Source organism: Allobosea sp. GW823-FHT02B03 (assembly GCF_058797755.1).
The window spans coordinates 1-23,528 of record NZ_JBXAJY010000004.1; the positions used below are offsets into that span (position 1 = coordinate 1).

Annotated in this window: 21 protein-coding genes; 8 read left to right on the forward strand and 13 right to left on the reverse strand. The window is 68.4% G+C overall.

Features of this window, described 5'->3' with window-relative positions; all coding sequences use genetic code 11:
- The first annotated feature begins 96 nt into the window (after window positions 1-96).
- Together AC1REK_RS13555 and scpA are read left to right on the forward strand one after the other, a co-directional pair.
- Complete coding sequence (locus AC1REK_RS13555) at window positions 97-2,016, forward strand: methylmalonyl-CoA mutase family protein (RefSeq protein ID WP_492270766.1); 1,920 nt, start codon at window positions 97-99, stop codon at window positions 2,014-2,016.
- A 12-nt stretch (window positions 2,017-2,028) separates the two neighbouring features.
- Window positions 2,029-4,194 carry a methylmalonyl-CoA mutase gene (gene scpA / locus AC1REK_RS13560; RefSeq protein WP_492270765.1) on the forward strand — a complete coding sequence of 722 codons (2,166 nt, stop codon included), beginning with the start codon at window positions 2,029-2,031 and terminating at the stop codon, window positions 4,192-4,194.
- A 12-nt stretch (window positions 4,195-4,206) separates the two neighbouring features.
- On the opposite strand, the gene AC1REK_RS13565 is transcribed toward scpA, so the two are convergent.
- Genes AC1REK_RS13565 through AC1REK_RS13575 form a run of 3 tightly spaced genes read right to left on the reverse strand, consistent with a single transcriptional unit; the run spans window position 4,207 to window position 7,356 of the window.
- A complete protein-coding gene (locus tag AC1REK_RS13565) occupies window positions 4,207-5,304 on the reverse strand; it encodes an ABC transporter substrate-binding protein (RefSeq protein WP_492270764.1) in 1,098 nt (365 codons plus the stop codon).
- Entirely contained in the window at window positions 5,304-6,695 is a 1,392-nt protein-coding gene (locus AC1REK_RS13570) for a sensor histidine kinase (protein ID WP_492270763.1), read from the reverse strand. The genes AC1REK_RS13565 and AC1REK_RS13570 overlap by 1 nt, the downstream gene beginning before the upstream one ends.
- Window positions 6,682-7,356, reverse strand: coding sequence for a response regulator transcription factor (locus tag AC1REK_RS13575; protein WP_492270762.1), 675 nt, complete (start codon window positions 7,354-7,356; stop codon window positions 6,682-6,684). Before AC1REK_RS13575 ends, AC1REK_RS13570 begins: the two co-directional genes overlap by 14 nt.
- A 233-nt stretch (window positions 7,357-7,589) precedes the next feature.
- Between AC1REK_RS13575 and AC1REK_RS13580 the strand changes: the two genes are divergently transcribed.
- The 4 genes from AC1REK_RS13580 to AC1REK_RS13595 all read left to right on the forward strand — a co-directional run bounded on the left by AC1REK_RS13580 (window position 7,590) and on the right by AC1REK_RS13595 (window position 11,682).
- Entirely contained in the window at window positions 7,590-8,549 is a 960-nt protein-coding gene (locus tag AC1REK_RS13580) for a Bug family tripartite tricarboxylate transporter substrate binding protein (RefSeq protein WP_492270761.1), read from the forward strand.
- Between the two features lie 31 nt (window positions 8,550-8,580).
- A complete protein-coding gene (locus tag AC1REK_RS13585) occupies window positions 8,581-9,045 on the forward strand; it encodes a tripartite tricarboxylate transporter TctB family protein (protein WP_492270760.1) in 465 nt (154 codons plus the stop codon).
- A gap of 4 nt (window positions 9,046-9,049) precedes the next feature.
- Window positions 9,050-10,564, forward strand: a complete 1,515-nt coding sequence (locus AC1REK_RS13590) for a tripartite tricarboxylate transporter permease (RefSeq protein ID WP_492270759.1) — start codon at window positions 9,050-9,052, stop codon at window positions 10,562-10,564.
- Window positions 10,565-10,725: 161 nt separating this feature from the next.
- Window positions 10,726-11,682: a glutathione S-transferase family protein gene (locus tag AC1REK_RS13595; RefSeq protein ID WP_492270758.1), complete on the forward strand. Its 957-nt coding sequence runs from the start codon at window positions 10,726-10,728 to the stop codon at window positions 11,680-11,682.
- A gap of 51 nt (window positions 11,683-11,733) precedes the next feature.
- Here the strand turns inward: AC1REK_RS13595 and AC1REK_RS13600 are convergent, their stop codons facing one another.
- Window positions 11,734-12,675: a LysR family transcriptional regulator gene (locus AC1REK_RS13600; protein WP_492270757.1), complete on the reverse strand. Its 942-nt coding sequence runs from the start codon at window positions 12,673-12,675 to the stop codon at window positions 11,734-11,736.
- Window positions 12,676-12,806: 131 nt separating this feature from the next.
- On the opposite strand from AC1REK_RS13600, the gene AC1REK_RS13605 reads away from it, so the two are divergent.
- Entirely contained in the window at window positions 12,807-13,673 is an 867-nt protein-coding gene (locus AC1REK_RS13605) for a pirin family protein (RefSeq protein ID WP_492270756.1), read from the forward strand.
- Between the two features lie 102 nt (window positions 13,674-13,775).
- Window positions 13,776-14,456, forward strand: coding sequence for a hydrolase (locus AC1REK_RS13610; RefSeq protein WP_316018539.1), 681 nt, complete (start codon window positions 13,776-13,778; stop codon window positions 14,454-14,456).
- Window positions 14,457-14,555: 99 nt separating this feature from the next.
- On the opposite strand, the gene AC1REK_RS13615 is transcribed toward AC1REK_RS13610, so the two are convergent.
- From AC1REK_RS13615 to proB, 9 genes are all read right to left on the reverse strand, one after another.
- On the reverse strand, window positions 14,556-15,065 hold the full coding sequence (locus AC1REK_RS13615) for an RNA pyrophosphohydrolase (RefSeq protein WP_316018538.1): 510 nt from the start codon (window positions 15,063-15,065) through the stop codon (window positions 14,556-14,558).
- On the reverse strand, window positions 15,062-16,270 hold the full coding sequence (locus AC1REK_RS13620; RefSeq protein ID WP_492270774.1) for a divergent polysaccharide deacetylase family protein: 1,209 nt from the start codon (window positions 16,268-16,270) through the stop codon (window positions 15,062-15,064). Before AC1REK_RS13620 ends, AC1REK_RS13615 begins: the two co-directional genes overlap by 4 nt.
- A 167-nt stretch (window positions 16,271-16,437) precedes the next feature.
- On the reverse strand, window positions 16,438-17,811 hold the full coding sequence (locus AC1REK_RS13625; RefSeq protein ID WP_316018537.1) for a S41 family peptidase: 1,374 nt from the start codon (window positions 17,809-17,811) through the stop codon (window positions 16,438-16,440).
- Entirely contained in the window at window positions 17,811-19,181 is a 1,371-nt protein-coding gene (locus tag AC1REK_RS13630) for a murein hydrolase activator EnvC family protein (protein WP_327524821.1), read from the reverse strand. The genes AC1REK_RS13625 and AC1REK_RS13630 overlap by 1 nt, the downstream gene beginning before the upstream one ends.
- Window positions 19,178-19,657, reverse strand: coding sequence for a 23S rRNA (pseudouridine(1915)-N(3))-methyltransferase RlmH (gene rlmH, locus AC1REK_RS13635; protein WP_327524822.1), 480 nt, complete (start codon window positions 19,655-19,657; stop codon window positions 19,178-19,180). Before rlmH ends, AC1REK_RS13630 begins: the two co-directional genes overlap by 4 nt.
- Window positions 19,658-19,669: 12 nt before the next feature.
- Entirely contained in the window at window positions 19,670-20,146 is a 477-nt protein-coding gene (gene rsfS, locus AC1REK_RS13640) for a ribosome silencing factor (RefSeq protein ID WP_492270755.1), read from the reverse strand.
- Between the two features lie 3 nt (window positions 20,147-20,149).
- A complete protein-coding gene (locus AC1REK_RS13645; RefSeq protein WP_316018534.1) occupies window positions 20,150-20,761 on the reverse strand; it encodes a nicotinate-nucleotide adenylyltransferase in 612 nt (203 codons plus the stop codon).
- Window positions 20,758-22,047 carry a glutamate-5-semialdehyde dehydrogenase gene (locus AC1REK_RS13650; protein ID WP_492270773.1) on the reverse strand — a complete coding sequence of 430 codons (1,290 nt, stop codon included), beginning with the start codon at window positions 22,045-22,047 and terminating at the stop codon, window positions 20,758-20,760. Before AC1REK_RS13650 ends, AC1REK_RS13645 begins: the two co-directional genes overlap by 4 nt.
- A gap of 35 nt (window positions 22,048-22,082) precedes the next feature.
- Window positions 22,083-23,222 carry a glutamate 5-kinase gene (gene proB / locus AC1REK_RS13655; protein WP_492270754.1) on the reverse strand — a complete coding sequence of 380 codons (1,140 nt, stop codon included), beginning with the start codon at window positions 23,220-23,222 and terminating at the stop codon, window positions 22,083-22,085.
- Window positions 23,223-23,528 lie beyond the last annotated feature (306 nt).

Sequence of the window (23,528 nt, forward strand, 5' to 3'; positions counted from 1 at the left end):
CGTCACCGTCGCAAAAATCCTCGCCAGGGAAGGCGACTCCCTCGCCGTCGACGCCGTCATCATCGAATTCGCGTGAGAGACGCCACGGAGGACGCCATGCTTCCCGAAACGGTCGCCGCCGCCTTTCCGCTGCCCGATGAGGCGCAATGGCGCAGCGCCGTCGACAAGGTGCTGAAAGGCGCCGATTTCGAGAAGCGCCTCGTCTCCCAGAGCGCTGACGGTATCCGGATCGCGCCGCTCTATCCCGCCGCGAACGCCAAGACGCGCCCATTCCGCTCCGAAGCGGGCCGCTGGCACGTCGCCGCCCGGCTCGACCATCCTTCGCCGGCTGCGGCGCGCGAGCTTGCCCTGGCCGATCTCGAAGGCGGGGCCGAAACGCTGATCCTCAGCTTCACCGGCGCGCGTGCTGCCCGCGGCTACGGGCTGGTCGCCGAAGATGTCGCGGCGCTCGGCGCGGCGCTCGATGGCGTGATGCTGGACCTGATCCGCCTGCGGCTCGACCCCGCGCCGGCGGGGGAACACAACGCCGGTTTGATCGCGGAGCTGATCGCGCGCCGCGATCTCGATCCTGCCAAGGTGGGGGTCGACTTCGGCCTCGATCCGATCGGCGTGCTCGCCAGCCATGGCGCGCTTCCAGCGACGTGGCCTGAGCTCGGCCGGCGCCTCGCCACGCTGATCGACGAACTCAGGGGGCGTGGCTTTTCCGGCCCGTTCCTGACGGTCGACAGCCGGCCCTATCATGAGGCGGGTGCGAGCGAGGCGCAGGAGCTCGGCGCGGCGATGGCGACGGCAGTCGCTTATCTCAGGGCGCTGGAGGCCGGCGGCATGGCGCTCGACCTGGCGCGCGACGCGATCTCCTTCACGCTCGTCGCCGATACCGAGGAGTTCATGACCATCGCCAAGTTCCGGGCGGCGCGGCTGCTCTGGGAGCACGTGCAGCAGGCCTGCGGCCTCGAAGCGAAGCCGATGGCGCTGCACGCCGAGACCGCCTGGCGCTCGCTCACCCGCCGCGATCCCTACGTCAACCAGCTGCGCGCCACGATCGCCGGCTTCTCGGCCGGGGTCGGCGGCGCGGATTCGCTCACCGTCCTGCCTTTCACCGCGGCGCTCGGCCTGCCCGACGCCTTTGCCCGGCGCGTGGCCCGCAATACGCAGCTGATCCTGCTCGAAGAGGCCAATCTCTGGCGTGTCGCCGACCCGGCCGCCGGCGCCGGCGGCTTCGAGGCGCTGACGCAGGCGCTCTGCGAGCAGGGCTGGAGCAAGCTGCAGGATCTCGAACGCGAAGCCGCTGACGGGCTGCCCGGCATGGTCGCGGCGCTCGCCAACGGTCATGTCCAGCAGGGCTTGGCCCGCCAGCGTGCGTTGCGCGCCAAGGCGATCGCAACCCGCCGCGAGCCGATCACCGGGACGAGCGAGTTTCCGCATCTCGGGGAAGGCGCCGTCGACGTGCTCGCGGTTGCGCCCGTGGTCCGATCGAAGCCGGAGTCGTCTCGTGAGGCTGGGGCCGCGGCGATTGCGCCCGAGACGATGCTCGCGGCCGATGCGCTGCCCTCCGTCCGACTTGCCGAGGATTTCGAGGCGCTGCGCGACGCCGCGGAAGCTGCGGCGGTGCAGCTCGGCAAGCGTCCGACCGTCTTCCTCGCGACGCTGGGCTCGATCGCTGATTTCACCGCGCGGGCCGGATTCGCCCGCAATCTGTTCGAGGCCGGTGGTCTCGCCGCCCCCGGCCATGACGGCTTTCCCGGCACGGAGGGCACCGATCTCACAGCGCTCGTCGCGGCCTTCGAGGCCTCGGGCGCGAAGCTCGCCTGCCTCTGCGGCTCCGATGCCGGCTATGCCAGCGAGGCGGTCGCGGCTGCGCAGGCGCTACGCGCCAAAGGCGCGACGGTCTGGCTCGCGGGCCGGCCGGGCGATCTCGAAGGCGCCCTGAACCAGGCCGGGCTGAGCGCGTTCATCTTTGCCGGCTGCGACGTGATCGAAACGCTGCGAAGCGCCCACGCCATTGCGGCGGCCTGACGGGAGTCATCGATGAGCTTGATCCCGGATTTTAGGACGCTTGGCTTTGCGGAGATCGCGGCCACGCAGAGCGTCTCGCCCGTGACCGGCGACCTCTGGCAGACGCCTGAGGGGATCGCGGTGAAGCCGGTCTATACGGAAGCCGACCGCGCGGGGCTTGCCTTCGTCGACAGCCTGCCGGGCCTGCCGCCCTATCTGCGCGGGCCCTACCCGACCATGTATGTCAACCAGCCCTGGACGATCCGGCAATATGCCGGCTTCTCGACGGCCGAGGATTCGAACGCCTTCTACCGGCGCAACCTCGCCGCCGGGCAGAAGGGGCTCTCGGTCGCCTTCGATCTTGCGACGCATCGCGGCTATGACAGCGACCATCCGCGGGTCGGCGGCGATGTCGGCATGGCCGGCGTCGCGATCGATTCGATCTACGACATGCGCACGCTGTTCTCCGGCATCCCGCTCGGCGAGATGAGCGTCTCGATGACGATGAACGGCGCGGTGCTGCCGGTGCTGGCGCTCTACATCGTCGCGGCGGAAGAACAGGGCATGCTGGCGGCAAAACTCTCGGGGACCATCCAGAACGACATCCTCAAGGAGTTCATGGTCCGCAACACCTATATCTATCCGCCCGGCCCCTCGATGCGGATCATCGGCGACATCTTCGCCTACACCTCGGCGAACATGCCGAAGTTCAACTCGATCTCGATCTCCGGCTATCACATGCAGGAGGCCGGAGCGACGCAGGACCTGGAGCTGGGCTACACGCTCGCCGACGGCGTCGAGTATATCCGTGCCGGCCAGCGCGCCGGCCTCAGCGTCGATGTCTTCGCGCCGCGCCTGTCGTTCTTCTGGGCGATCGGCATGAACTTCTTCATGGAGGTCGCCAAGCTCAGGGCTGCAAGGCTGATCTGGGCCAAGCTCGTCAAGGACTTTGGCGCCCAGAACGAGAAGTCGCTCCCCTTGCGCACCCATTGCCAGACCTCCGGCTGGTCGCTGACCGCGCAGGACGTCTTCAACAACGTGCCGCGGACGATGATCGAGGCGATGGCGGCGACGCAGGGGCACACCCAGTCGCTGCACACCAATGCCCTCGACGAGGCGCTGGCGCTGCCGACCGATTTTTCCGCCCGGATCGCCCGCAACACCCAGATCCTGCTGCAGCAGGAGAGCGGCACGACCCGGATCATCGATCCCTGGGGCGGCTCCTATTATGTCGAGCGCTTGACCGCCGAGCTTGCCGCCAAGGCCTGGGCCCATATCCAGGAAGTCGAGGCGCTCGGCGGCATGGCCAAGGCGATCGAGGCCGGCATCCCGAAGCTGCGGATCGAGGAGGCCGCCGCCAAGACGCAGGCGCGGATCGATGGCGGCCAGCAGGCGATCATCGGGGTCAACTGCTTCAAGCCCGACAACGAGGCGGCGATCGAGGTGCTCAAGGTCGACAATGCCGCGGTCAGGGCCCAGCAGCTCGACAAGCTGCGGCGGCTCAGGGCCGAGCGCAACGAGGCGCAGGTGCAGGCGGCGCTCGCCGCGCTGACCGAGGGTGCTGCGGGCGAGGCCAACCTGCTCGACCTCGCCGTCAAGGCGGCGCGGGCCAAGGCGACGGTCGGCGAGATCTCGATGGCGCTGGAGAAGGTCTTCGGGCGCCACCGGGCGGAGATCAAGGCGATCTCGGGGGTCTACAAGCGGGAGGTCGGCACGATGAACCCTGCGGTCGCACGGGTGCAGGCGATGACCGAGGCCTTCGAGGAGGCCGATGGACGCCGCCCGCGCATCCTCGTCGCCAAGATGGGCCAGGACGGGCATGATCGCGGCCAGAAGGTGATCGCCTCGGCCTTCGCCGACCTCGGCTTCGACGTCGATATCGGCCCGCTCTTCGCCACCCCGGACGAGGCGGCGCGCCAGGGCGTCGAGAACGACGTCCACATCATCGGCGTCTCCTCGCTCGCCGCCGGCCACCTGACCCTGGTGCCGGAGCTGAAGGCGGCGCTCGCCAAGGCCGGCCGACCCGACATCATGATCGTGGTCGGCGGCGTGATCCCGCCGCAGGACTTCGAGACCCTGCATGAGGCCGGCGCCAGCGCGATCTTCCCGCCCGGAACCGTCATCGCCGACGCCGCCGAAAAGCTTCTCGAGGAACTCAACCAGAAACTCGGTTACGCCCAGAAGTCAGCCGCGGAGTGAAGACGAGAGCCTTCAGTCTCGGGCGGGCACGGTGACGACCGAGCGCGTCCATTCCGCGAGGAAGCGGGTGCGGCGGGCCTCGTCATAGACGGCGAGCAGAGACGGACCGATGTTGATTGGCCTGAACAGCCCGGCGCTGATGATCGAGGAAGGGCCATCGACGTCTGCAGGCGAGGCGCCGTCGATCGAGAAGAAGAACGCGCGCTCACGGCTGATGCGCTGCCCCTCGTTCGAGAGGATGAATTCGACGAAGGCGCTGGCGAGCGCGGGGCGATGTGCGAGCGCCGGTATCATCGCGCCGCGGCTCAGCACCACCGTGTAGTCGCGCGGCAGCACGATGCGAAGTCGCGCCCCGGCTTTGATCCTTGCATAGGCATAGGAGCCAAGCAGGTTGTAGCCGATCAGGAGGCGCCCGCGCTCCAGTTCGTCGAGCAGGTCGCTGGTGCAGCAATGCACGACGGCCCGGGCCCGGCCAAAGCTCTCGATCAGGCGGCCATAGGCGCTGGTCTGGCGGGCGTCCGAGATGGTCAGCAGATAGCCGATGCCGGAGCGCCGCGGATCATAGGTGCCGATCCGCCCGCGATAGAAATCCTCCTTGGAGCGCAGCAATTCTGCGAGCTCGACGCGCGTGCGTGGCACGTCCCCGGGCGGCACGGCGTCGTAGTTATAGGCGATGACGGCGGGCTCGAAGGTGAAGCCGAAGACCTCGTCCCGCCAGTTCGCCCAATGCGGCAAAGCGCGCCCGGCATCCGAGCGAAGCGCCCGGGCGCAGCCGTCATTGGCGAGCTTGACGAGATGGTCGACCGCCGAGGACAGCAGCACGTCGCCAAGGACCTTCCCCGTCTCGCAGGCCCTGGTCGCGGCGACGACGAGATCGTTGGTGACGTATTCGACATAGCGCACACCCCAGTTCGGATGGCGCTCCTGAAAACCCTCGATCAGCGGCTTCATGGCGGCGATGTCGGCCGCGGCGTGGATGGTGAGGGTGTCGACCTCGTTGGCGCGCGCCGGGAAATGGCTCGTTTCCTGGGCGCGGGCCGGGGCGGGCGCCGCGGCAAGAGCCAGGACCGCAGCCAGTAGCGTGGCAAGAAGAGCAGGCTTCGCGGGCATCACGGATCTTCCTCTGGATCGGCCAGGGGGAAGCTCAGGGCGACGATGAAGCCCTTCCCGTCACGCTCCAAGAAGCTCAGCTGGCCCTGATGGGTCGCGGCGACCTCGGAGGCGATGGCGAGCCCGAGTCCGCCGCTGCGACGCCCGGACGGGTCCTTGGCGAAGCGCTGGGTGACGAGCGCCCACTGGCTGCGCGGGATGCCGGGGCCGTCATCGTGAACTTCCAGCCGGGCTGAGGTGCCTTGGCGGCTCAGCACGATGCCGAGGCGTGCGACGGCGCCGTGTTGGACGGCGTTGTCGAGGATGTTGGAGATCGCCTCGCGCAGGCTGACCCGGTCACCATGGATGAGAAGCGGCCCCGGCGGAGCCTCGAAGGAGGTGACGATGTCGGGGCTCAGCGAAACCGGAAGGGTGTTGCGCAAGGCGAGCCGTGCGACCTTGGCGAGATCGATGCGCTCGAAGGGCACGGATTCCTTGCGGTGGACGACCATCGCATGGCTGAGGAGCTGGTTAGCGAGGCGGCCGAGCTGCTTGGTCCGGGCCTGGACGCGTTCGAGGTGGCGGCGCTGGCGGACGGCGTCGGCTTCATGGGCGAGGAGATCGACCTGCCCGGAGAGGGCGGTGAGTGGCGTGCGGATCTGGTGGGCGGCATCGGCGATGAAACGCTGCATCAGCTCCATGCGCTCGCCGAGCCGGCTCATGAAATGGTTGATCGAGCCGACGAGGGCGCGGATTTCGCGCGGTGTCTCGAGCGAGAGCGGGGTCAGGTCATGTGGGTCGCGCTGGGTCAGCGCCGTCTCGATCCGGGTCAGGGGCTTCAACGAGTAGCGGAGCGCGAAGATCACGCCGCCGAAGGCGATGCCGCTCATGATCAGGACGAGGCCGGTCGCGTTCAGCGTCAGGTCGCGGGCGAGCGAGAAGCGGGCCTCGCGGGTCTGGGCGACGACGACCTGGGCCCAGCCCTGGACATCGGCGCCGGCGAAGGAGCGTCCGACAGAGGCGATCCGCACCGGTACGTCGCGGAACACGCCATCGGAGACGACCGGCCGGTCGCGACGCTCGCCGCCGGATGCAGGCACGGGGAGGTCCGGGTAGCCCGTCAGCAACTCGCCCTTCGGGCCGGTGAGCCGGTAGAAGATGCGGTCGCGGTCGGAGAGCGCGAGCATCTCGAAGGCGGAGATCGGCAGATCGACCGTGACTTCGCCATTCTGGACGGTGAGAGCCTCGGCGATCTGCAGGACGGCGCCGACCAGCAGCCGGTCATAGGCCTCGTCGGCCGCCGTGCGGGCGGAATACCAGGCGAGCGAGGTCAGTCCTGCCGCTCCGACGGCCAGGACCAGGGCGATGGTGACCGCGAGCCGCGTGAAAAGAGAGGGGTCACGCGTCTTCATGTGGCACCAGCTGGTAGCCTAGCCCCCGGATCGTCCGGATCTCGGCGCGCGCGCCTTCGAGCTTGCGCCTGAGCCGCCCGACATAGAGCTCGATCGCATTGGGGCCGGGCGCCTCGTCGAAGCCGAAGAGCTGGTCGAGCAGTTCGTCCTTGCTGAAGACCTTTCCGGGGCGCGCGGCCAGGATCTCCAGCAGGGTCAATTCCCGGCGCTTCAGGCCGACCTCGCGATTGCCGATGCGGACCGCGCGGAGATTGCGGTCGATGACGATGTCGCCGCAGGCCAGGACATTGGTCGCATTGCCCTCGCGGCGGCGCAGCAGCACCCTCGCCCGTGCTTCCAGCTCACGGAAATCGAAGGGCTTCACCAGATAGTCGTCGGCGCCGAGGTCGAGGGCGCTGACCCGGTCCTCGACCTCCGAGCGCGCGGTCAGGACCAGGACCGGAGTCCGGGACTGCTTGCCCCGCAGGCGGCGCAGGATGCTGAAGCCGTCCAGGCCGGGCAGCATGATGTCGAGGATGACGAGATCATAGCGGGTGAAGTCGAGAATCTCGGCCGCCGCCTGCCCGTCGACCTCCCAGTCGACCGCATGGCCGCCGCGCACGAAGCGCGCCACGATCGCCTCGCCGACGTCGTTGGTATCTTCGATCAGCAGGATGCGCATGCCTGAGGCCAAGACTCCCGTGACAGCTTGATGACAGCTGCCCGTCCTATGAGCAAACGCCACGCATAGGAAGCATAACAAAAATCGGCACGGGAGGAAGTGAGATGAGCGCTCACGGATAGAATTACCTGACGCACGACTTGTGCGGTCTCAAGTCAAAAGCCTGCTTCAATATAACGACGCGTATGAGCGGCGAATAATTTCTGCTGCCTGCGTGGATTTGGGAGGAAGATATGCGAATTGTTTTTGCCGCTTTGCTGTTCGGTGCCCTCGGTATTTCAGGCGCGACTGCCGCGCCGGAGAAGACCGAGTGCCTCGTCGGCGCCAAGCCCGGCGGCGGCTTCGATCTGACCTGCCGTCTCGCGGCGAATGCCCTGACGGCGACAAAGCTCGTCGAGCGGCCGATGGCGGTGACCTATATGGAGGGCGGCGTCGGCGCGGTCGCCTACAACCATGTCGTCGGCACCAGGCCCGGCGATAGCGGGCTGGTAACGGCGACATCCTCGGGCTCGGCGCTGCTGCTCGCTCAGAAGAAGTTCGGCCATCACGATGCGACGGCCGTGCGCTGGGTCGCCTCGGTCGGCGCCGATTACGGCATCGTCGCGGTCGCGGCCAATTCACCCATCAAGACGCTGAAGGAACTGGTCGAGGCCTTCGGCAAGGCGCCCGGCGAGTTTCCGGTGGGCGGTGGCGGCGCCGTCGGCAGCCAGGACTGGATGAAGGCGGCGGTTCTCGCCAAGGCCGCCGGCGTGCCCGCCAAGAGCATCCGCTATGTCGCGCTCGAAGGCGGCGGTGCGGTGCAGACCAATCTGCAGGGCGGCTTCATCAAGATCGCCTCGGGCGACGCTTCGGAGATGGTAGCCAATCACAAGGCGGGCAAGATCCGGATTCTCGCCGTGATGTCGGACAAGCGCCTGCCGGGCGATCTCGCGGAGGTGCCGACCGCCAGGGAGCAGGGTCACGACATCGTCTGGCCGATCTGGCGCGGCTTCTATGTCGGGCCGAAGGTCAGCGACGCCGATTACGCCTGGTGGGTCGAGACCTTCGGCAAGCTCGTGAAGACGCCGGAATTCCAGCGCGAGCGCGAGGCCCGCGGCCTCTACCCGTTCGACGAGATGGGCCAGGCCTTCCACGACACCGTGCAGAAGGATGTCCAGCGCTTCCGCGACCTCGCCAAGGAGGCCGGCCTCTGAGCCGCGATCGCGCATGACGGGAGGAGAGGACATGGCGCAAGCGACGCCGACGACGAACCGCTCGGGGAGGATCGCGGCTGCGATCCTGCTCGCCATCGCAATCGGGCTGGGGGCGGCCGCGACGCAGATCGACTATGCCTTCTCCTCCGACCCGCTCGGGCCGCAGGCCGTGCCGCTGATCCTGTCGGGGCTGCTGGCACTCTTCGCCCTCTACTACTGGTTCCGCCCCGGCGGGGCGGAGGCCTTCCCGCAGGGGCCGCTGCTGCTGCGCAGCTTCGTCTTCATCGCCACCTGCTTCGTCACCGTGGCGCTGCTCGACCTCGTCGGCTTCCTGCCGGCGATGACCGTGCTGATCGGCGTCACCGCCTATCTCTTCGGCGCCACGCCGCAGGGCGCCGCCGTCATCGGCGTCGTCCAGGCGGCGTTCTGGTTCGCCTGCTTCAAATATGCGCTCGGCACCTATCTGCCGATGGGCACGCTGTTCTCGGGGGGCTGAGACGATGTCGCTCGATTATCTCTGGACCGGGTTCAGCGTCGCCCTGCAGCCGCAGAACCTCGCCTTCGGCCTGATCGGCTGCTTCCTCGGCACGATCATCGGCGCGCTGCCGGCGATCGGCCCGATCAACGGCATCGCGCTCCTGCTGCCGATCGCCTTCGCCGCCAAGCTGCCGCCGGAAAGCACCATGATCCTGCTGGCGGCGGTCTATTACGGCGCCGAATATGGCGGGCGGATCTCCTCGATCCTGCTCAACGTGCCCGGCGATGCCGGGGCGGTGATGACCGCGGTCGACGGCTACCCGGCGGCGCGGCAAGGCAGGGCGGCCGAGGCACTGACGATCTCGGCGCTGTCCTCCTTCGTCGGCGGCATCCTGGCGGTGATCGGCCTGACCTTCTTCGCGCCGGCGCTCGGGCTGATCGCGATCAAGTTCGGCCCGGCCGAGTATGTCGCGCTGATGGTCTTCGCCTTCGCGACGCTCGCCTCGATGGTCGGCCACGAGCCGATCAAGACGCTGATCGGCTGCACGCTCGGCCTCTTGCTGACGACGATCGGCCTCGATCCGACCTCCGGCGCCTACCGCTTCACCTTCGACCAGCCCGAGCTGCATGACGGGATCGAGTTCATCATCCTGGTCATCGGCCTATTCTCGATCTCCGAGGTGCTGCTGATGCTCGAGCACCAGATGGCCGGTCGCCTGAAGCCGATCCCGGTCGGCAAGGGCTTTCCGAGCTGGGCCGACATCAAGGCCTCGTTCTGGCCGACGATCCGCAGCTCGGCGAGCGGCTTCGTCATCGGCGTGCTGCCGGGGACGGGCGCCTCCGTCGCCAGCGCGGTCGCCTACACCACCGAGAAGCGCCTGCTCGACCGCGGCACCTTCGGCAAGGGCGACCTGCGCGGCATCGCGGCGCCAGAGGCCGCCAACAATGCCGCGGCCGGCGGCGCCTTCGTGCCGATGCTGACGCTCGGCGTACCCGGCTCGGGGACGACGGCGGTGATGCTGGGCGCGCTGATGCTCTACAACATCACGCCGGGCCCGCAGCTCTTCACCGAGCGCCCCGAGATCGCCGGCGGGCTGATCGCCTCGATGTATGTCGGCAACGTGCTCCTGCTGCTGATGAACATCCCGCTGATCGGTGTCTTCGCGCGGATGCTGCAGGTGCCGAACATGTGGCTGATCCCGGCCATCGTGGTTCTCTCGGTGCTCGGCGTCTACACCGCCTATTCCAGCGTGATGTCGGTGCTGATCATGCTCGGGATCGGCGTCATCGGTTTTGGTCTGCGCAAGCTCGGCTTTGACATGGCGCCGATCGTGCTCGGCTTCGTGCTGGGCAAGGTGCTGGAGACCAATCTGCGCAATGCGCTGGCGATCTCGGGGGGCTATGCCTCAATCCTGGTCGAGAGCCTGATCTCGGTCATCCTGTGGATCTCGGCGGCGCTGATCGTCGCCCTGCCCTGGTGGATCGCGCGGCGCAGGAGGAACGAGGGGGCGCAGCCGGTGGCGGCGGAGAGCGGCTGAGCGAGGACGGTGGCGGTGAGGCCGGCAAGGCCCGCCGCCACCGTCCTCGCCCAGCGCCCGGCCTTATGGACGGTCACAACCCTGGCTCAAAGCGCAGGCATGCGGGATGATCCGAAGTTCCGCCTCGGGCCGACCGGCCCGAGGCGCGCAAGGAGACCGCAATGGGCTTGCTGATCGACGGCCGGTGGCATGATCGCTGGTATGAGACGAAGGAAAGCGGCGGGCGCTTCATCCGCCAGGAGAGCGCCTTCCGCAACTGGGTGACGGCGGATGGTTCGCCCGGCCCGAGCGGCAGGGGCGGCTTCAAGGCCGAGGCCGGGCGCTATCTGCTCTATGTCTCGCTGGCCTGCCCCTGGGCGCATCGCACCTTGATCTTTCGCCAGCTGAAGGGGCTGGCCGATCTCATCGATGTCTCGGTGGTGCACTGGCTGATGGCCGAGCAGGGCTGGACCTTCGCGGATGGCGAGGGCGTGGTTCCCGATCCGATCGGCGGCGCGCGCTATCTGCACGAGGTCTACACCAGGGCCGAGCCGAGCTATTCGGGGCGTGTCACCGTGCCGGTTCTCTGGGACAGGAAGACCGGCACGATCGTCAACAATGAGTCGTCGGAGATCATCCGCATGCTCAATTCCGCCTTCGACGGGATTGGTGCGCGGCAAGGTGACTATTATCCGCAGGCGCTCAGGGCCGAGATCGACGCGCTGAACGAGCGCATCTATGCAACCGTCAACAACGGGGTCTACCGCGCGGGCTTCGCGACGACGCAGGCGGCTTATGAGGAAGGCGTGCTGCCTCTGTTCGAGACGCTGGACTGGCTCGAGGAGCGGCTGGCGACGCGGCGCTACCTGACCGGCGAGACGACCACCGAAGCCGACTGGCGGCTGTTCACCACGCTGATCCGCTTCGATGCGGTCTATGTCGGGCACTTCAAGTGCAATATCCGGCGCATCGCCGATTATCCGCGGCTGTCGGCCTATCTGCGCGCGCTTCTCGAGGTCGAGGGTGTCCGCGGTACCGTGAACCTCGGCCATATCAAGCGTCACTACTACCAGAGCCACCGCACCCTGAATCCGAGCGGCATCGTCCCGGTCGGTCCGGAGCTCGCCTTCCGCGTTTGATCGTGGGGAGCCACGGGCCAAAGGGGATGGACCGCGCGTAGGAACGCGCGGTCAGGCCTTCCTTGCCTCTTCCTCATCATGCTCTTCCAGCCGGTCGAGGGCGGCATACTCTGTCGCCAGGAAGTCGAGCAGGCTGCGCACCGAAGGCAGGAGGCCGCGCCGGGACGGGAAGGCGGCGTGGATGATGCCGGCGCGCGGCGTCCATTGCGGCAGGATGTCGATCAGCCGGCCCGCCTTGAGGTCGTCGCGGATCACCATGGTCGGGAACTGGCAGACGCCGATGCCCCGCAGTGCCGCCTGCCTCAGCGCCACCATGTCCTCGGTCACCAGACGCGGCCTGTGCGGAATCATGGCGGTGGCACCACCCGGTCCGTCGAGAGACCATTCATGGCTGGCATGCGCCGCTTCCCAGGCGAGGCTCGGCATCGCCGAGAGATCGGCCGGAACCAGAGGGCGCGCGAAGCAGCCATCGAGCAGAGCAGGGCTTGCGACCAGCCGCTGCCGGCTGGTGGCGAATTTGCGGATCACCAGATCGCTATCGTCGAGCGGCGGAAATCGCACCCGGACCGCCATGTCGAAGCCCTCGCGGATCACGTCGACGCGCCGATTGGTGCTTTCGAGATGGACCGCGACCTTGGGATGCTTCGCCATGAAGCGTGCGATCATGTCGCCGAGCTGGAAATAGATGATCGAGGCTGGGCAGCTCACCCGCACGATGCCCTGCGGTTCGGCGCGCATTCGCTCGATCGCTTCCTGCGCCGCCTCCGCCTCCACTACCATCGCCAGGCAATGGCGATAGAATTCCCGGCCGATCTCGGTGACCATGAATTGGCGTGTCGAGCGCTGGATCAGGCGCACGCCCAGGCTCTCCTCCAGCAGGCCGATGCGGCGGCTGAGGCGTGAGCGTGGCATGTCGAGCTTGCGGGCTGCGGCCGAAAAGCCGTTCTGCTCCACCACCTCGACGAAGAAGCGGAGGTCGTTGAGATCCTGCATCGTGGCGTCGACCCTATTGTCCTGATTTCAGGACATTGTAGCCCAATGACGCGCCTACTGCGAGTTTTGTCCCAGGCGTAAGTTCCCCATCGGTTGGATCGCTCAAGCGGCGACCGAGCAGGAGAAACGCAGTGAGACAGGTTCGAGGCATCTACACCAGCGCGGAGCCGCATTGGGTTGGCGACGGATTTCCGGTGCGCTCCATGCTTTCGCATGCGGTGCAGGGCGAGCATGTCAGCCCTTTCCTGCATCTCGACCATGCCGGCCCGGCCGCGTTTGCACCGGCCGACCAGCCGCGGGGCGTCGGCGTGCATCCGCATCGCGGCTTCGAGACCGTGACGATCGTCTATCAGGGTGAGGTCGAGCATCGCGACTCGACCGGCGCCGGCGGCCTGATCGGCCCGGGCGACGTCCAGTGGATGACGGCGGCATCCGGCATCCTGCACGAGGAATTCCATTCGCAGGCCTTCACCCGCCAAGGCGGCACGCTCGACATGGTGCAGCTCTGGGTCAACCTGCCGGCAAAGCACAAGAACGCCGCGCCGGGCTACCAGACGCTGCGCGACCGCGACATCCCGTCCGTGGGCCTTCCCGGCGGCGCCGGCCAGCTACGGGTGATCGCCGGCGACTATCTCGGGCACAAGGGCCCGGCCCGCAGCTTCACGCCGATCGATCTCTGGGACCTGCGCCTGAAGCAGGCCAAGGCGGTCGCCCTCGATCTGCCCGAAGGCCACATGGTTGGGCTCGCCGTGCTGCGCGGCACGGTTCTCGTCAACGGAACGTCGACGGCACGGGACGGCCAGTTCGTCCTGCTCGACCGGAAGGGCGGCGTCGTCGGCCTTGAGGCGGCGAGCGACGCCACCGTGCTGCTGCTCGGCGGCGAGCCGATCGACGAGCCGGTGGCGATGCGCGGGCCGTTCGTCATGAACACGGCCGAAGAGCTGAACCAGGCTTTTGCCGATTTCAGGGCCGGCCGTTTCGGGGCCATCGCCGCCTGATCCCTACCGTTTTCCCCCGTCGATCGATGTCGGGACAAGGCCGGCCAAGCAGGTGCCGGCTTCAAAACCACCTGCTTTTCAACTGAGGCAAGGAGACTGACCATGACCAATCCCGCCAATTTCAACGGCCAGCGCCCGGTCATCGACCCGAACGACGCCGTCATGCTGCTGATCGACCATCAGAGCGGTCTGTTCCAGACGGTCGGCGACATGCCGATGCCGGTTCTGCGCAACCATGCCGCGGCGCTGGCCAAGATGGCCACGCTCGCGAACATCCCGGTGATCACCACCGCCTCGGTGCCGCAGGGCCCGAACGGGCCGCTGATCCCCGAGATCCATGCGAATGCCCCGCATGCCAAGTACGTGGCGCGCAAGGGCGAGATCAACGCCTGGGACAATCCCGACTTCGTCGCTGCGGTGAAGGCGACCGGCCGCAAGACCCTGATCATCGCCGGCACGATCACCTCGGTCTGCATGGCCTTCCCGGCCATCTCGGCGGTGCAGGACGGCTACAAGGTCTTCGTCGTGATCGACGCCTCCGGCACCTATTCGAAGATGGCGCAGGAGATCACGCTGGCCCGGGTCGTCCAGGCGGGCGTCGTCCCGATGGATACCGCGGCCGTCGCCTCCGAGATCCAGAAGACCTGGAACCGCGAGGACGCCCAGGAATGGGCCGGCGTCTACACCAAGATCTTCCCGGCCTATCAGCTGCTGATCGAGAGCTATCTCAAGGCCCAGGAGGTCGAGAAGAACCACGAGCAGCTCGACTCGGCCCGCAAGTAAGCCGCAGCAGCTAGCCGACGCCGCCCATGGCGGGCGGTGGGCTTCCAGGCCCGGTGAGGCGCGCGCCTCACCGGGCTTTTCGGCTTCCCGGGAAGGGTCTTAGGGGCGGGCGAAGCCGGCGAAGAGCCGCACGACTTCGCGGTAGACCTCGCGCTTGAAGGGGATGATCAACTCGGGCGTGTCGGCCAGCGGCGCCCAGCGCCAGGAGTCGAATTCCGCCTTGTGGCCGCCGGCGGGGTTGGCGATGTCGATCTCGTCCTCCTCGCCCTCGAAGCGGAAGGCGAACCATTTCTGCGACTGGCCGCGATAGCGCCCGCGCCAGGCCTCCTTGCCGATCTCGCGCGGCAGGTCATAGCTCAGCCAGTCCGGCGCTTCCGCCAGCAGCGAGACCGAGCTGACATTGGTTTCCTCGCGCAATTCGCGATAGGCCGCCTGCAGGGGTTGCTCGCCCCGGTCGATGCCGCCCTGCGGCATCTGCCATTCATGGCCAGGGGCGACATGCTCGCGCTGATTGCGATTGGCGCGGCGGCCGATGAAGACGCGGCCGTCGCGGCTGAACAAGGCTAGACCGACGCAGGGGCGGTAGCCGGCGGGCGGGTTGGTGGTCATCTCAGGGAGCCGGTGCTCGAAGGGTTGCGGAAGCCGCGCGCGGCACTGACCGGCACGATGGCGAGGCCCTTGGCCTCGAGGGTTCTCGCCCAGCGCGTGATGCGCTCGACCGTGACCGGCAGCGCGCTGGCGGTCGCGACCGCGACGCCGTTCTCGCGGGCGAGCGTCTCCAGCCGCTGCAACTCCTTGTCGATCGCGTCGGCGCGCGGCGTGCCGTCGAGGGCGAGATCGGCCTTCAAGGCCGGGATCTGCGCCCGCGTCGCCGCGGGAGCGAGCTGGCTGCGCGGCGAGGAGCCGTCATCGACCACCATCAGGCCGCGGCCGGCGACCTCGCGCAGCAGCGGCGTCAGGGCGGCATCGTCGGCCGTAAGGCGCCCGCCGAGGAAGTTGACGATGCCGACATAGCCGGTGAAGCGCCCGAGCGCCCATTGCAGCCGGTCGAGATTGTCGGCTCCCTTCGGGCCGGTCAGCAGGGTATGGGGGCCAGGGTCGTTGTCGGGATAGTCGAAAGGCTCCATCGGTACCTGCAGGAAGACCTCGTGGCCTTCGGCGCGGGCGCGGGCCGCGGTCTTCTCGAGATCGGCGCCATAGGGCGCGAAGGCGAGAGAGACGGCCCCGGGCAGGCGCGTGATCGCCTCGCTGGTCGAGCTCTGGCTGATGCCGAGCCCGCCGACCATGATCGCGATGCGGCCCGCGGGCTTGGTGGCGGGAGCGGGACCGAGCGGGCGGGCATAGACTTGCGCCGGCGTCGCGCCGTCCGGGCCGACCTTTGGCAGGAAGCCGTGCCGCGTGCGCTCGACCAGGCGCTTGTCCGGGGAAGGCGCCAGCTTGATCGTGCCCTCGTCAGGCACGGTGATGACGATGGCGCCCGGGATATCGGTCTCATCGGCGCCGGGCCGGACCACGGTAACGCCGGATTCGGTTTCGAGCTGGCGGGCGCTGGCCGGGCCTTGCGGCGCTTCGCGTCGGCCGCTGTCAGGGGCGGTAGCCGCCGTTTCCGGGGCTCGCGGCCTTTCGCGGATCGCGGCGGTCGCCATCGGTTCGCCGCCATCCGGATCGCGCCGCAAGGCGGCATAGAGCGTCAAACCGGTGAAAGTGACGACCAGCGCGCCCGCGAGCGCGCGCGACAGCCAGCGACCGACCGGCGGGCGCGGACGCGCACGCCGGTTCCGGCCGAGAGGCTGGTCGAGTTCGCTGAGCGGCATTCCGGCCAAGAAGCCGTCCTCGCTGATCGGGCGCGGACACGAATCAGTCCGCCGCCCTAGAGTCGGATGATTCCATGTGGAATCAACCGGCAATCAGCGGCGGGGGTAACAAACTCTCGTGGGCGTGCCGCGCCAATGGTCATGGCGCGGCAGTCCTTCAGGCGCGATCAGTTCGGCTTGGGCGCTTCGGTCGGGGCGGCATCGGCCTTGGGGGCCTCCGGAGCCGGGGCCGGAGCGTTGGGCGCCGCAGCGGCGGTGTCCTTCTTGACGCCGCGCAGCAGGTTCAGCGCCGCGATCAGCTGCGTGTCCTTGCTGGCATCGGCCGGGACGTAGGAGGCGGAGCCGGACTGCTCCTCCTTGCCGTCGCCGGAGCGCAGATGGCCCTTGAGCGAGGCCTCGCCCTTGTTCTCGACCTTGTCCTTCAGCTCGGCCGGGACGTCCTGGATGATCTCGATGTCCGGGGTGATGCCCTTGGCCTGGATCGAGTTGCCCGACGGGGTGTAGTAGCGCGCCGTGGTCAGGCGCAGGCCGCCCTGATCGCCGAGGCGGATCACGGTCTGCACCGAGCCCTTGCCGAAGGAGCGCGAGCCCATGACGGTGGCGCGCTTGTGGTCCTGCAGCGCGCCGGCGACGATTTCCGCCGCCGAGGCCGAGGAACCGTTGATCAGCACGACGACCGGCTTGCCCTTGGTGAGGTCGCCCGACTTGGCGTTGAAGACCTGGGTCTCCTCGGCGTTGCGGCCGCGGGTCGAGACGATCTTGCCACGCTCGAGGAAGGCGTCGGACACCAGGACGGACTGGTCGAGACGGCCGCCGCGATTGTTGCGGAGGTCGATGATGTAGCCCTTGAGCTTGTCGGCGCCGATCTCGGCGTTGAGCTTCTCGATGCCCTTGCGCAGGCCCTCATAGGTCTGCTCGCTGAAGGTGCCGATGCGGATATAGCCGACATCGCCCTCGGCGCGCTCCTCCACCGCCGGGACGACGATGTTCGAACGGGTCAGGGTGAACTCCAGCGGCTCGGACTTGGCGCGCTCGATCTTCAGCTTGACCTGGGTGTTGATGATGCCGCGCATCTTCTCGACCGCCTGGTTCAGGCTGAGGCCCTTGACCTCGTCGCCGTCGATCTGGCGGATGATGTCGCCAGCCAGGATGCCGGCCTTGGCGGCGGGCGTGTCGCGGATCGGCTTGGCGACCTTGAGGACGCCGTCCTCCATCGTGACCTCGATGCCGAGGCCACCGAACTGGCCGCGCATGTCGATATCCATGTCGCGGAAGCTCTTGGCGTCTAGGAACGCCGAGTGCGGGTCGAGCGAGGAGACCATGCCGTTGATGGCGGCCTCGATCAGCTTCTGCTCATCCGGCTTCTCGACATAGTCGGTGCGGATCTTCTCGAAGATGTCGCCGAAGAGGTTGAGGCTGCGATAAACCTCCGCCGAGGCCGCGACCGCGCTGGTCGAGGAGAGCAGGCCCGTTTGCGTCGCGAGGCCGGTGAGGCCGGCGCCGGCGATCGCGCCTGCGAGAACGAGAGAGACCTTGCGCATCATCCGCGAACCTTTTCGCTTTGCGGTTTTTTCCACCACGGCGTCGGATCGATCGAGACGCCGTCTTTTCTGAACTCGACATAGAGAACCGGCTCGCCGGCTCCCGCTCCTACATTCGCCGCCGCCGCTTCGGCGGTCTCGCCCATGACCGCAACTGGTTCGCCTGCGAGCACGAATTGATTCACCGAGACATCAATACGCTGCATGCCCGCCAGGAGGATATAGTAACCATTGCCGGCATTCAGTATCAAGAGTTGGCCAAAGGACCGGAACGGCCCCGCATAGACTATCCAGGCATCGGAAGGTGACGAAACAACGGCATTTGGACGGGTGGAAAGCGATATTCCGCGCGTCGCGACGCCGAGGTCGTCGTTAACCCCGAATCCACGCAATTGTGATCCCGCCACGGGCTGCGGCAGCATCCCGCGCGTCTCCTGAAAGGCGATCTTCGGGGCGAGTCGCGCCGGGTCGCGGAAGGCCAGTGCAGCCATGCGCTGGCGCTGCTCGCGGGTCTCGTTCTCCAGCGCCCGCCGGGCCGCTTCGGCGGCGCGGTTGGCGACCGAGATCTCCTTCTCCATGCGCTCGACGAAGTCCCGCAAGGTCTTGGCCTGCGCGGCCAGGGCCCCTGCGTCGCCGCGCTGGGCCTCGATGTCCCGGGCAGCGCTGGCCTCGCGCTCCCGCCGGGCCTCGACCAGCGAGGCGAGGCGCTGACGCTCGCCGGCGAGCCCTTCCATCTCGGCGCTGATCGCCTTGCGCTCGCCGGCGATGCCTTCTCGCAGGCGAACCAGCTCACCGAGATCGGTGCCGAGAATCGTGATCTCCTGGCGCAGATCAGGCACGACCGCACCGAGCAGCATCGAGGCGCGCACGGCCTCCAGAATATCCTCGGGGCGGACCAGCACGGCCGGCGGCGGGCGGCGGCCGATGCGCTGCAGGGCCGCGAGCACTTCGGCGATCAGTCCGCGCCGGCTTTCGAGCGAGCGGCGGATTGCGGCCTCGCTGTTCTGGAGCAGGGCGAGGCGCTGCTCCAGAGCGGCAAGGCGGGCCTCGGCGGCCTGCGTCTTGGCGGTGGCTTCGAGTAGCGCGGCGTTCAGGCGGGCCCGGTCGGCCCGGATGCCGGCAATCTCCGTCTCGAGTTTGGCGCGGGCCTCGGCATTGCCGGCGAGCCGCTCCTCGATCGCCTTCAGCTCGGTTTCGCGAGCGCGCTTCTCCTGCTGCTTTTGCTCGGTCTCGCGCGCCAGCTGCTCCTGCTCGGGAGAGCTGTCCGCCTGGCCGAAAGCAGGGCCGGTCGCGAGGCAGGCGCCGAGCAGCAGCGGCCAGAGAGCCTGCCGGCGGAAGCGGTCGCGAATCAGCCGGAGAATGCGGGTCATGCGCGATGATAAGGGTGCCCGGCCATGATCGTCATGGCCCGATAGAGCTGCTCGAGCGCCAGCGCCCGGACGATCTGGTGCGGGATCGTCAGCGCGCCGAAGCAGAGCACCAGTCCGGCGCGGGCCCGCAACTCCTCGGCAAGCCCGTCGGCGCCGCCGATCAGCAGGGTCGCCGCCGGCGTTCCGGCGTCGCGCGCCGCGGCGATCTTGCCGGCGAAGGCCTCGCTGCCGAGGTTCTTGCCGCGTTCGTCGAGCGCGATGACGAGGCCTTGCGGCAGGCGCTCGGCGATCAGCCGCGCCTCTTCGTTGCGCCGTTCCTCGCTGCGACGGCCGCGACTCTCCGCGAGCTCGACGATGTCCGGGCCGGTGAAGCCCAGACTCCGCGAAAGCCCGGTGGCGCGTTCCTGGTAGCGGGCGCAGAGGTCGCGTTCCGGCCCGTCCTTGAGGCGGCCGATTGCGATGATCGACAGGCGCATGGACGGCCGGCTTCAGCCGACCAGGCGCTCATGCGGACGGTCCGCGCCCCACATCTTCTCGAGATTGTAGAACTGGCGCACTTCCGGACGGAAGACATGAATGATGATGTCGCCGGTATCGATCAGCACCCAGTCGCAAGCCGGTACGCCCTCGACCTTCGGCGTCGGTTCGCCGGCCTTCTTCAAGGCCTCGACGAGACTGTCCGCGATAGCGCCGACGTGACGGTTGACCGTGCCCGAAGCGATGATCATGGCGTCGGCCAGCGAAGTCTTTCCGACGAGGTCGATGACCGTGATGTCCTCGGCCTTCATGTCCTCGAGGACCTGGAGCGCAAGGGTTACGCCGGCCGCGGCCGGATGATCGGCTGCGGTGGCCGGCGCCAGCGGCTCAGAGCCTGCTTCGCCGAGGTTTTGACGGGTCAGAGCCGTGTCCTCACGTGACGACGCGCTCACGGCGCGACCGGTCCAATCTACGCTTTCAGGGGGCATATTTCAATCGTTTTCGGCGTTTTCGCGCAATTGCGTCGAGGAAAGGTCCGAGCGCTTGCCGTGCAGGAAGATCCAGGCGGGAGGGGTGCGCACGGCGAGCGCGCCACCCTGATTCTCGGGAAGACGCCAGCGCGCAAGCCAGTTGCCGGCGGGCGAAGAGACCGAGCGATGGGTCGAGCCCGGCCTGTCGATCACGGCAATCGGCATCATCCTGGCGATGGTGCGCCACTCGTTCCAGCGGTGGAAGCTGGCGAGGTTGTCCGAGCCCATGATCCAGACGAAGCGCACGCCCGGGCAGCGCCGCTTCAGCGCGCGCAACGTGTCGGCGGTGTAGCGGGTGCGCAGGCCGGCCTCGACGCCGGTAATGTGGATACGGCCATGGTCGGCGAGCTTGCGGGCGAAGGCGATGCGCTCGGCCAGGGGCGGCAAGGCGCGGTTGTCCTTCAGCGGGTTGCCGGGGCTGACCAGCCACCAGATGCGGTCGAGCTGGAGCCGGCGCAGCGCCGTCAGGCTCGCCATCCTGTGCCCGTCATGGGCCGGATTGAAGGAGCCGCCGAACAGGCCGATGCGCAGGCCGGGCGCGTAGGGCGGTAGGCGCAGATCCTCGGTGCTCACGGGCGCGTCTGGCCCCGGCCGTGGACCCGGTATTTGAACGAGCAGAGCTGTTCGACGCCGACCGGGCCGCGCGCATGCATGCGGCCGGTGGCGATGCCGATCTCGGCTCCGAAGCCGAATTCGCCGCCATCTGCGAACTGGGTCGAGGCGTTGTGCAGAACGATTGCCGAATCGACCTCGGCGAGGAAGCGCCTCGCCGCATCCGCATCGCCGGTGACGATGGCGTCGGTGTGGTGCGAGCCGTAGCGCTCGATGTGCTCGATCGCGGCGTCGAGACCGGGCACGACCTTCGCGGCGATGATGCGGTCGAGATATTCGGTGCCCCAGTCCTCCTCGCTCGCCGCGGTGACGCGTGAGTCTGCCGCCTGGCAGGCCGCGTCACCGCGCACCGCGCAGCCGGCGTCGAGCAGGGCGGCGAGCAGCGGCTTCAGATGCGTCGCGGCGCAGGCCTCGTCGACGAGCAGCGTCTCGGCCGCGCCGCAGACGCCGGTACGGCGCAGCTTGGCGTTGAGCAGGATTTCCCCGGCCATGGCGAGATCGGCGGCCGCATGGACATAGACATGGCAGTTGCCGTCGAGATGGGCGAAGACCGGCACGCGCGCATCGGACTGCACCCGCGCCACCAGGCTCTTGCCGCCGCGCGGCACGACGACGTCGACATTGCCGTCGAGCCCGGCGAGAATCTCGCCGACGGCGGCGCGGTCGCGGCTGGGCACGAGCTGGATGGCGTCGCGCGGCAGACCGGCGGCGGCGAGCCCGTCCTGCATCGCGACCGCGATCTCGGTCGACGTCCGGAAGCTGTCGGAGCCGGCGCGCAGGATCGCGACATTGCCGCTCTTCAGGCAAAGGGCGCCGGCATCGGCGGTGACGTTCGGGCGGCTCTCGAAGATCACGGCGACGACGCCGAGCGGTGTCGCGACGCGTTCGAAGAACAGACCATTGGGCTGGGTCCAGCTCGCCAGCACCCGGCCGACCGGGTCGGGCAGGGCGGCGATGCCCGCGACGGCTTCGGCGATGGCGGCGAGGCGGCTCTCGTCGAGCGCGAGCCGGTCGAGATAGGCGGCGTTCTGGCCGGCGGCGCGGGCCTCGTCGAGATCCTGCCGGTTGGCGGCGAGGATGGCGTCGGAGCGGGCGCGCAGCGCCGCGGCGATGGCGCGCAGGGCCTCGTCGCGCTGGGCGCCAGTGGTCGCTCCGAGGCGCCTTGCGGCGGCGCGGGCGCGGCGGCCGAGCTCGCGCATCAATGCTGCGACCTCGCCGTTCTGGTTGCTCGCCTCGGGCAGGCGCATTGCGCTCTCGCTGGTCATGATCCGGTGATGCTCACTCAGTCAGCGCGATCGTAGCCGAGGCGCAATGCCATGTCGTCCCGGTGAATCATCTCGGCCCGGCCGGGATAGCCCAGCACCGAAGCGATATCGCGAGAGGCCTTGCCCAGAACGCGCCCGGCTTCCTCGGCGTCATAGGCGACGAGCCCGCGCCCGAGCTCGCTGCCGTCGCCGGCGCGGATGACCACGGCGTCGCCGCGGCTGAAGCTGCCGTCGATCCGAGTGACGCCGACGGGCAGCAGGCTGGCGCCGCCGCGCAGCGCCCAGGCGGCCCCCTCGTCGACGTAAAGCACGCCGCGGGGCTCGAGCGTGCCGGCGATCCAGGTCTTGCGGGCCGTCGCAGGCGTAGAGCCGCTGAGGAACCAGGTGCAGCGGCCGCCCTGAGCGACCTGCCGCAGCGGATTCTTGCCGCGCCCGTCGGCGATCAGCATATGGGCGCCGCCGGCGGTGGCGATCTTGCCGGCCTCGATCTTCGTGCGCATGCCGCCGCGCGAGAGCTCGGAGGCGGCGCCGCCGGCCATGGCCTCGATCGCGGGCGTGATCGCGGGCACGACCGGGATCAGCTTCGCGTCCGGGTCGGATTGCGGCGGGGCGGTGTAGAGGCCGTCGATATCGGAGAACAGCACGAGCAGGTCGGCGCCGGCCATGGTCGCAACGCGCGCCGCCAGCCGGTCATTGTCGCCATAGCGGATCTCGGAGGTGGCGACCGTGTCGTTCTCGTTGATCACCGGCACGGCTCGCAGGTCGAGGAGGCGACCGAGCGTGGCGCGGGCGTTGAGATAGCGTCGGCGTTCCTCGGTGTCGGCGAGGGTCAGCAGGACCTGTCCGGCGATCAGGCCGTGATGGCCAAGCGATTCAGCCCAGTTGCGGGCAAGAGCGATCTGGCCGATCGCGGCCGCGGCCTGGCTTTCCTCCAGCTTGAGGGCGCCGGCCGGCAGCTTGAGCACGGTGCGGCCGAGCGCGATCGCGCCCGAGGAGACGACGAGAACATCGGCGCCGCTCGCATGCAGCTCGGCGAGATCCTCGGCGAGCGCCGCGAGCCAGGCATGGCGCAGCCGGCCGCCGGCACGGTCGACGAGCAGGGAGGAGCCGACCTTGACGACGACGCGGCGGAACTGGCGAAGGGCAGGGATGCTCACGCGGATGGACCGGGCAGGACAGGGAAAGCGGGTACCGAGCGGTACCGTCTTGGCGAAATCGCGGCTGTTGTAAAGCCGTACGACACGCAGAGCGGGCCTTGCGAGCCGTGTTTGCGGGAGGCGGCGCCGCGCGGGGCGCATGGCGGCCATCGGTCCGCGTGACGGGGCGGCGCGCTTCGTCCCGGCCCGCTGGCGGCGGGCGGGAGGCAGCGAAGTCGCCGGTCTCCCAGCTGAGTCTGGATTGATAAGTAAGCGAAATCAATGCCTTGTTGGGGGTACGCCGGCGTTCGGCGGGCCGAGCATCTC